The sequence below is a fragment of the Chromobacterium aquaticum genome, assembly GCF_021129195.1.
Lineage (GTDB): Bacteria > Pseudomonadota > Gammaproteobacteria > Burkholderiales > Chromobacteriaceae > Chromobacterium > Chromobacterium aquaticum.
Map to the genome: position 1 here is coordinate 54,827 of NZ_JAJOHW010000092.1, position 8,149 is coordinate 62,975.

Annotated in this window: 6 protein-coding genes and 1 rRNA gene; 3 read left to right on the top strand and 4 right to left on the bottom strand. The window is 62.2% G+C overall.

What is annotated here, in order from left to right; translation table 11 throughout:
• Positions 1 to 168 precede the first annotated feature (168 nt).
• Entirely contained in the window at positions 169 to 1,497 is a 1,329-nt protein-coding gene (locus LQT98_RS14705; RefSeq protein WP_048410485.1) for a sodium-dependent transporter, read from the bottom strand.
• A 632-nt stretch (positions 1,498 to 2,129) separates the two neighbouring features.
• Between LQT98_RS14705 and LQT98_RS14710 the strand changes: the two genes are divergently transcribed.
• Complete coding sequence (locus tag LQT98_RS14710; protein WP_048410486.1) at positions 2,130 to 3,062, top strand: PAS domain-containing protein; 933 nt, start codon at positions 2,130 to 2,132, stop codon at positions 3,060 to 3,062.
• A 132-nt stretch (positions 3,063 to 3,194) separates the two neighbouring features.
• Entirely contained in the window at positions 3,195 to 4,463 is a 1,269-nt protein-coding gene (locus LQT98_RS14715) for a hypothetical protein (protein ID WP_231463195.1), read from the top strand.
• Positions 4,464 to 4,525: 62 nt separating this feature from the next.
• Here the strand turns inward: LQT98_RS14715 and LQT98_RS14720 are convergent, their stop codons facing one another.
• Both LQT98_RS14720 and LQT98_RS14725 read right to left on the bottom strand, forming a co-directional pair.
• Positions 4,526 to 5,923, bottom strand: a complete 1,398-nt coding sequence (locus LQT98_RS14720) for a NarK family nitrate/nitrite MFS transporter (RefSeq protein WP_082151083.1) — start codon at positions 5,921 to 5,923, stop codon at positions 4,526 to 4,528.
• 99 nt (positions 5,924 to 6,022) lie between these two features.
• A complete protein-coding gene (locus LQT98_RS14725; protein ID WP_231463197.1) occupies positions 6,023 to 7,273 on the bottom strand; it encodes an MFS transporter in 1,251 nt (416 codons plus the stop codon).
• Positions 7,274 to 7,509: 236 nt separating this feature from the next.
• Here LQT98_RS14725 and LQT98_RS14730 point away from each other — a divergent pair, with 236 nt between their 5' ends.
• The gene (locus tag LQT98_RS14730; protein WP_231463199.1) at positions 7,510 to 7,827 is read left to right on the top strand and encodes a hypothetical protein; all 318 of its coding nucleotides are present in this window, start codon (positions 7,510 to 7,512) and stop codon (positions 7,825 to 7,827) included.
• Positions 7,828 to 7,951: 124 nt separating this feature from the next.
• Here LQT98_RS14730 and rrf read toward each other — a convergent pair.
• Positions 7,952 to 8,066 (bottom strand): 5S ribosomal RNA (gene rrf, locus LQT98_RS14735).
• Positions 8,067 to 8,149: the final 83 nt, after the last annotated feature.

Here is an 8,149-nt window from a genome sequence, read left to right on the forward strand (position 1 = left end):
CGGCGCGGGAGCGGTCGCGGCGCAGCCGGTCAACACCAGCGTTGCCAGGACCAGGGAAAGGGAGGACTTCACGCCGGCTCCTTGCGATGGGGCGATAAAACCGCAAGTGTAGCGCAAAGCCCGCCGCGGCTCGCGGCGGGCTCGTGCTGAGCGGGCGCTCAGGCCGGATCAGCCGGCGCGCAGGCTGGCCACCATGATCCAGCCGATCAGAGCCGGCGCCATCGCCATGCAGAAGCCGCGCATCAGCCGCATGCGGCGGCCGGCGCCGTCGCCCGCCAGCTCGCGGCGCACCACCGGCCACGCCTTCCAGCCCACAAACAGAGCCAGCAGCAGTTCACCCAGCGGCATCAGCAGCTTGGAGGTCAGGTAGTCCAGCAGATCGAAAAAGCCCATGCCGAACAACTGGTACTCGCTCCACACGCCCAGGGACAGGGACGCCGGAATGCCCAGCAAGAAGATTCCCAGCGTCATCACCCAGGCCGCCTGGCCACGCTTGAGGCCGAATTCGTCGATCGCGAAGCTGGTCACCACTTCCAGCAGGGACACCGAGGAAGTCAGCGCCGCCAGCAACAGCAGGCAGAAGAACATCACCGCGAACAGCTGGCCCAGCGGCAGATGGGCGAACACCGCCGGCATGGTGATGAAGGTCAGGCCGGGACCGGCGGACGGATCGAAACCGAAGGCGAACACCGCCGGCAGCACCATCAGACCAGCGAGGAAGCACGTCGCCACCGTCAGCAGGATCACCCACAGCGCCGACCCCAGCAGATTGGATTCCTTGCTCACGTAGGAGCCGTAGGTGATCATGATGCCCAGGCCCAGCGACAGCGAGAAGAAGGCCAGGCCCAACGCGTCCACCAGCATGGCGGCGCTGACCTTGGAGAAGTCCGGCGCGACGAAGTATTTGACGCCTTCCCACGCGCCCGGCAGCGTCAGGCCGCGGGCGATCAGCACCAGCATCAGCACGAACAAGGCCGGCATCAGGAATTTCGACAGGTTCTCAATGCCCTTTTGCACGCCGCCGGCCACCACCCACAGGGTCAGCAGCGCGAAACCGGCGTGATAGGCGATGGGCTGCAGCGGGTCGCTGATGAAGCCGCTGAAAATGCCGCCCAGCACCTTGGCGTCGGAGGTCATGATGCTGCCGCCCAGCGCCTTGACGATATAGGCTATGGTCCAGCCGCCCACCACGCTGTAAAACGCCAGGATCAGGAAACACACCAGCACGCTCATATAGCCGATGATGGGCCAGGCGCCGCCGGCCAGCTGCCGGAACGCGCCCACCGCGCCGGCCTTGGAGGCCCGGCCCAGCGCCATCTCGGACAACATCAGGGCCAGGCCCAGCGTCAGGCAGATGCCCAGGTAGATGAACAGGAAAGCGCCGCCGCCATTGGTGGCCGCGACATAGGGAAACTTCCAGATCGCGCCCAGGCCGATGGCCGAACCGGCTGCCGCGAGAATGAAACCGAGGCGTGAGCCCCATTGTGATCTAGCCATAATACTGTCTGCTTCTTTGTCCGAATCATTGTTATTGAATCGCCGGAATCAAGGCGCGCATGAACGCGCGGCCGCAACAACGGCAAAGGTGCTGTGGTGCGCCGGAAGGGGCGCGGCTCGTGCCAGGCCAGATCATGAAGCCCGGAAACGAACGGAAGGGACCCGGCAAGCCGGGCGAGGGAGAGAAAACCGCCGAGTAGGCAGCGCCGCGACCGCGTCAGGGGTGGCGACGGGCAGCGGTTCTCGCTAGTGTATTTTGAATACAAACTCGAATTTACCACGAATGATGTCGATTTTCAGCGAACGCTGGCAATTAATTGTGGCTTGGCGCGGCAACATCGCCATTTAGCGGCCAAAACTACCGTCCAGCGGTTTGAGCATGAAATATCACCACTCCGGGAATACACTTAGAGCGTGTTCACATCGCGCGCCCCAGGGCGGGGCAAACGCAGCGGCAGCCGTGGAATGCGCCGGGAAGCCCATGAGCATTCTGAAGGGGCGTGCGCCGTGCCGGGCCTCGCGACGCGCAAGGGATGGTGAGCAAGTTCTCAGAGCAGCGGCCCCACTCTTCCGCGCGCAGCCTTCCGCGCCCGGAGCGAACTCGCCGGCCTCAGCCACTTACGAGGTGCCATATGGCGATCTTGCAAGCTTTTCAGTCCTTGATCGATACCGTGCAGGGCGGCCTGATCCTCGCCCTGCCCGCCGATGGCCAGATCGTCAGCGCCAACCAACTGGCGGCCATCTTGCTGGCCACGCCCCATGGCGATCTGATCGGCCAGTCGTTTTCCCACTTTCTGCCCAACCCCGCCGACCATGAGCTGCTGGCCCGCGAGCTGCGCCACAGCAGCATGATCTACAACCGCGCACTGACCCTGCAAGCCAATGGCGGACGCCATTTTGAAGTACAGCTATCGCTGCGCGAGGTGGAACTGGACGGCACGCGCTTACTGGTTTACAGCTTCAGCGACCGCACCGAAACCAAGGTCATGAGCCAGTTGCTGGACTTTGAGCGCAGCCTGGTGGAGCGCTCGATCAGCCTGATGAAGAACCTGCGCGAGGAAGACAAGCCCGCCGACGACGACAAACTGACCGGAGTGGCCGGCATGCATCGCCTGCTGTCAGCCGCCCATGCGGAAACCGGGCGCGCGCGGCGCTATGGCGGCGCCGTCTCCGGCCTGATCCTATCTCTGATGAATATGCCGGAACGGGTGCCGGAACTGGACGAGGGCTCGGTGCACCGCCATCTGCTGCGCCTGGCTGGCAGCCTGTGCCTGCAGAGCACTCGTGACAGCGACCTGGTGGCCAAACGCGAGGACGACGCCTTCATCATTCTCTTGCCCAGCACCGGCATGAGCGGCGCCAACGAGCTGGCGCGCCGGCTGATCAAGGCGCTGCGCCAGTTGACCTTCGTCTACCAGGGCGAGGAACGCACCGCCGCCGCCTGCGTCGGGCTCAGCGCGCTGCGTGGCAGCGAAAGCACGCCCAAGCCGATGCTGGACCGGCTGGACGAGGCCTTGCACAAAGCGCGTGAGGGCGGCCCCAATTTCATCGTCAAGCAGCCGTAAACGCCGACACGGTTCTTATTGTCGTTGACAATCTTCATGCGGAAGGTATAACTGCTCGGCATGACAGCAACGCCCCCCTCTTCCGCATCCCGACTAAATACCTTTGTCGCCCCTGTTCCCGACGCCAAACTGATGCGGCGCCTGGTCCCGATCAACCGCTGGCTGAATCTGCACGGCCTGCCCCTGCTGCGCGACCTGCCGGGCTTGCGCCGGCTGCCCGGGTTGGCCGGGCTGTGCGATATCCGCGACATCCAGATTCCCGACGCCGATCAGACGCGGCTGCGCGCCAGCCTGCAAGCCGGGCAAGCTTGCTTCCTCGCGCCCAATCACCCGGAATTCTTCACCGACTGGATGATAGACAAGGAACTGTCCGCCCGTTTTGCGCCGCGGCTGGCCTGCTGGGCCACCCACGACATCGTCAACGGCATGGGCGCGGCCATGCAGCGCTTCTGGCTGCGCAACAACCTGATCGCGCAAATCCCCGGCTCCGGCGGCGCTGCCGCCAAGCAGCACTCCGTGGCCTGGGCGCTGCAAGGACACGGCGTGCTGCTGCATCCGGAAGGCGCGGTGAACTGGCACGCCGACCGTATCGCCCCGCTCTACCAGGGCGTGGCCGAACTGGCGCTGGACGCCTACTCCAGCCTGGATGAGCAAGCCGCCACCCAGCGCGTGCTGGTGCAACCCTTGCTATGGAAGCTGCGCTTCATCCGTGACGAGAGCGCCGCCATCGGCAAGGAACTGGCCTGGACCGCCAAGCGGCTGCGGTTGCCGCTGGACCACGCTCAAGCACTGCCTCAACAATTACAGCAAATATTGGCGGCCTTGCTGGCCCGCGAAGCCGAGGCCGCCGGCATCCTGCTGCCGGAAGCGCCTTATTTCACCCGCCGCCGCCAGTTCCTGGCCACACTGGCGCAACAGCTGGACCAGCTGACGCCGGATTCGGCGCTGTCCTTGCCCGCGCCTCGCCGCTGGCAGCGCGCCGCCCGCGAGAGCGAGGACCGCGAACGCAAGCAACAGCTGAAGCAAGGGCTGGCGGCCTGGGAGCGGCTGAACCGCGTCGATGAAACCGCCTACAATCAGCCGCTGCTGGCGCAGGAACATATCGCCGAATGCGTGAAGCGCATTCGCCAGGACTATTGCCGCGGCACGCTGCGCGACACCCTCAACGCCTATTGCCCACGTCCGCCCGGCCCGCGCAGCCTGCAATTACGCGTGCCCGAAGCCATCGATGTCGGCCGCTGGCTGAGCGAGCATCCCGGAGCCGATGCCCAGGCACTGATACAGCACCTGCGCCAGTTGATGCAGCGGGACTTGGACCTGCTGCTGCAACAACTGCACCAGACCCGGCCTTATTGGACATTGCCCAATCCGCTCTATCAGGCAGAGCTTTCCGATGCTTGAATGACAAAACCGGCGCGGCATCGATATGATGCCGCGCCGGTTTCCGCCGAACTGCCGCTAACTCAGCAGCTCACTTCCGCGTTCTTGCGCGCATAGAACCACCAGCACAGCGCAATGCAGCTGATATAGAACACGATGAAGCACAGCAGCGCCGGTTCCGCGCCGCCTGTCGCCTTCATCGAAGCGCCAAAGCTCTGCGGGATGAAATAACCGCCGTATGCGCCGATGGCGCTGATGAAACCGCCGGCCGCCGCCGACTCCTTGACCCCATCGACTTCGGCCTGCTTGCGAGCCTCCTCGCCGCGGCCGGCAACCGCGCGCAGCCGTCCCAACGTGAAGATGGTTGGAATCATCCGGTAGGTCGAACCATTGCCGACGCCGGCCATGGTGAACAACAGCAGGAACATCGCGAAGAAGCCGGCGAAGCTGCCGCCGCTCAACTGACCGGCCGCATCATGCGCCGGCAGGAAATGCAGGATGCCCAGCACCGCCAGCGCCATCACCACGAATACCCACATCGTCACTTTCGCGCCGCCGAGCTTGTCGGAAATCATGCCGCCAACCGGCCGCACCAAGGCGCCAAGCAAGGGGCCGATAAAAGCGAACTTGGCCACCGGCACTTCAGGGAACTGGGTTTTGGTCAGCAAGGCGAAAGCGCCGGCAAAGCCGATGAAGCTGCCGAAGGTGCCGATATACAACCAGCACATCAGCCAATTGTGCTTGCGACGGAAAATGACCGCCTGCTCGGTGAACGAGGCCTTGGCATCGGCCAGATCATTCATGCCGAACCAGGCCGCCAGCGTCGCCAGCGCGATGAAGGGCACCCACACAAAGCCGGCATTCTGCAGCCACAAGCTCTTCTCCACTCCCTCCTTCACATAATGCTGCGCATCGCCGCCCAGAGCGCCGAACATGCCGCCGGTCACCACCAGCGGAATCACGAACTGCGCCAGCGACACCCCCAGATTACCAAAGCCGGCGTTCAGGCCATTGGCGGCGCCTTTCTGCGCCTTGGGAAAGAAGTAAGCGATATTGGCCATGGAGCTGGCGAAATTGCCACTGCCCAGGCCGCACAGCAAGGCGATGGCCAGCATCACCGGATAAGGCGTGCTCGAATCCTGCACCGCGAAGCCCAACCACAGCGCCGGTATCAGCAAGGAAGCGGTGGACAGCGTGGTCCACTTGCGGCCGCCGACGATGGACGGCATGAAGGAATAGAAAATGCGCAAGGTGGCACCGGACAAGGCCGGCAGCGCCGTCAGCAGGAAGAGCTGATCCTTGGTGTAATTGAAGCCTGCATTCGGCAGGTTCAAGGTGACCACGCTCCACAACACGGAAATCACGAACGCCAGCGTCAGGCATGGAATCGAGATCCATAAATTGCGGCGGGCAATGCTTTGCCCTTCCTTCTGCCAGAATTCGGCATTCTCCGGTTCCCACCGGTTGATCAGATAAGACATGACGGACTCCTCCCCGCCAACCCGGGTCATGACCGGACCGGCGCTATTTGACAAACTGGCGGCGCCGACAGCCAGCATCGACGCCGAAAAACCAAACGCTCAAGGCTTGACCACGGCCAGATGCAAGCGCTGCTCGGCCAAAGGCTTGAACGAGTAATGCATCCATACCAGGCTGACGCAGACCGTGCCATAAAGCAGCATGAAGCAGCTGGAACGCACCCCGGTGAGATCCACCAACGCGCCGAACAGAATCGGCAACACGAAACCGGCTAGGCCGCCGGCCAGACCCACCACGCCGGAAACCGCGCCGATGTTGTCGGAAAAATCATTGGCGATGAACTTGAACACCGATGCCTTGCCCACCGCCATCGCCACGCCGGCAACGAACAACACCACGGTGAACAGCACGGAATCCAGGCCGATATGCAAGCTCCAGGGGCCCTTCACCGTCGCCACCACCATTTCGGTTTGCGGATAGGACAGAATGAAAAAGCATACCCACAGCACCCACATCACCCACCAAGTAGTGCGATAGGCGCCGAAACGGTCGGACATCCAGCCGCCGATCGCGCGCAAGACGCCGCCAGGCAAAGAGAAACAGGCGGCCAGAAAAGCCGCGCTCTTCATATCGAAACCGTATTCGCCGACGAAATACTTGGTCAGCCACAGCGACAGGCCGACATAACCGCCAAACACCACCGAGTAATACTGCGAATAACGCCAGACCCGCGGATCACGCAGCACTTGCAATTGCTCTGAGAAGCGCTGCCCGCCGCCGCTGAGATGCGCCGGATTGTGATAGCTGCAGAACCAGAACAACAACGCCGCCGCCAGCATGATCCCGGCGTAAACCTGGGGCACTAGGGTCCAGCCACCGAGCGCAATCAGCGCCGGCGCCACGAACTTGTTGACCGCCGCGCCGGAGTTGCCGGCGCCGAACACCCCCATCGCCATGCCCTGATGGCGCGCGTCGAACCAGCGCGCGACATAAGGCGTGCCCACCGAGAAACTGCCGCCGGCCAAGCCGATGAACAGGCCGATCAACAGGAAGTGCCAGAAATGGGTGGCGTACTCCATCAGATAAATCGGCAACACCGTGCTCAGCATCAGACAGAACAGCACAATGCGGCCACCATAACGGTCGGTCCAGATACCCAACGGCACCCGTACCAGCGAGCCGGACAATACCGGCATCGCCACCAGAATGCCGAACTCGGTCTCATTCAGCCCCAACTGCTGCTTCACCGGAATGCCCACCACGCCCATCATCATCCAGGCCATGAAACAGACGGTGAAAGCAAAGGTACTGACCGCCAACACCGAGTACTGCTGATATCTTGTGCTTGTCATTTCGCCTCCGCAGCGGCCAGCTATCGGCCAGTCCAACTCCATACTCACACCATACTGGCTGGCGAACGAAAAACCCATTCCCCAAACGCGGGCAATGGCAAGAGAAAACGACCTAATGGAAATAGTTCTTTTGGGTGGTATTCAGCGCCACATAAAGTTGGCTTTGCGCCAATGCGAGTTACAGCGCCGGCGACATTGGCTAAGATAGGGCCCATTGCCAACAAGGGACCGTCGCCATGAATGCCGCCAAGAAAATCCGCCGTTTCATCGAAGAAGGACACGACCCGCAGCAAATGCAGGTGCTGAAAGAATTGGCCACCGCGCTGGAAATGGGCCGCTCGTTCGATCTGAGCCTGCTCTATGATATCGACATGCGATATTTCGACGTCGCCATCGACCTGCTCAAGGACTGGCGCTTCGACCATCACATCGCCTCGCGCAGCAAGCTGCTGGAGCAATTGCTGACCGAGATCGCTCCGGAACGGCAAGTGCTCGTGACGGCAAGCAAGGAAGAGAGCACGGACAGCCCCAAAGCCGCCAAGGCCAAGAAATAAGACATCCATGCCGGATACGACAAGGGCGCTGCTTGCAGCGCCCTTGTGCTTTTTGAAGACCTGCTATTTTCGTAATAGAAATGCATAAAGCCCAGCTCGATTGAGCTGGGCTTTGCAATGGGGCGTCTGGCGGTGTCCTACTTTCACATGGCGAATGCCACACTATCATCGGCGCTAAGGCGTTTCACGGTCCTGTTCGGGATGGGAAGGCGTGGGACCACCTCGCTATGGCCACCAGACATAAACTGGTACAAACTTAAAGAAGCCTAGGTTGATACTCGATCAACCCACATATATTCGGTATTCAATTGTGTCGCACAAC

Coding starts and splice junctions, on each gene's coding strand:
- LQT98_RS14705 (WP_048410485.1), bottom strand. CDS start 1,497: ATGGCTAGATCACAATGGGGCTCACGCCTCGGTTTCATTCTCGCGGCA.
- LQT98_RS14710 (WP_048410486.1), top strand. CDS start 2,130: ATGGCGATCTTGCAAGCTTTTCAGTCCTTGATCGATACCGTGCAGGGC.
- LQT98_RS14715 (WP_231463195.1), top strand. CDS start 3,195: ATGCGGCGCCTGGTCCCGATCAACCGCTGGCTGAATCTGCACGGCCTG.
- LQT98_RS14720 (WP_082151083.1), bottom strand. CDS start 5,923: ATGTCTTATCTGATCAACCGGTGGGAACCGGAGAATGCCGAATTCTGG.
- LQT98_RS14725 (WP_231463197.1), bottom strand. CDS start 7,273: ATGACAAGCACAAGATATCAGCAGTACTCGGTGTTGGCGGTCAGTACC.
- LQT98_RS14730 (WP_231463199.1), top strand. CDS start 7,510: ATGAATGCCGCCAAGAAAATCCGCCGTTTCATCGAAGAAGGACACGAC.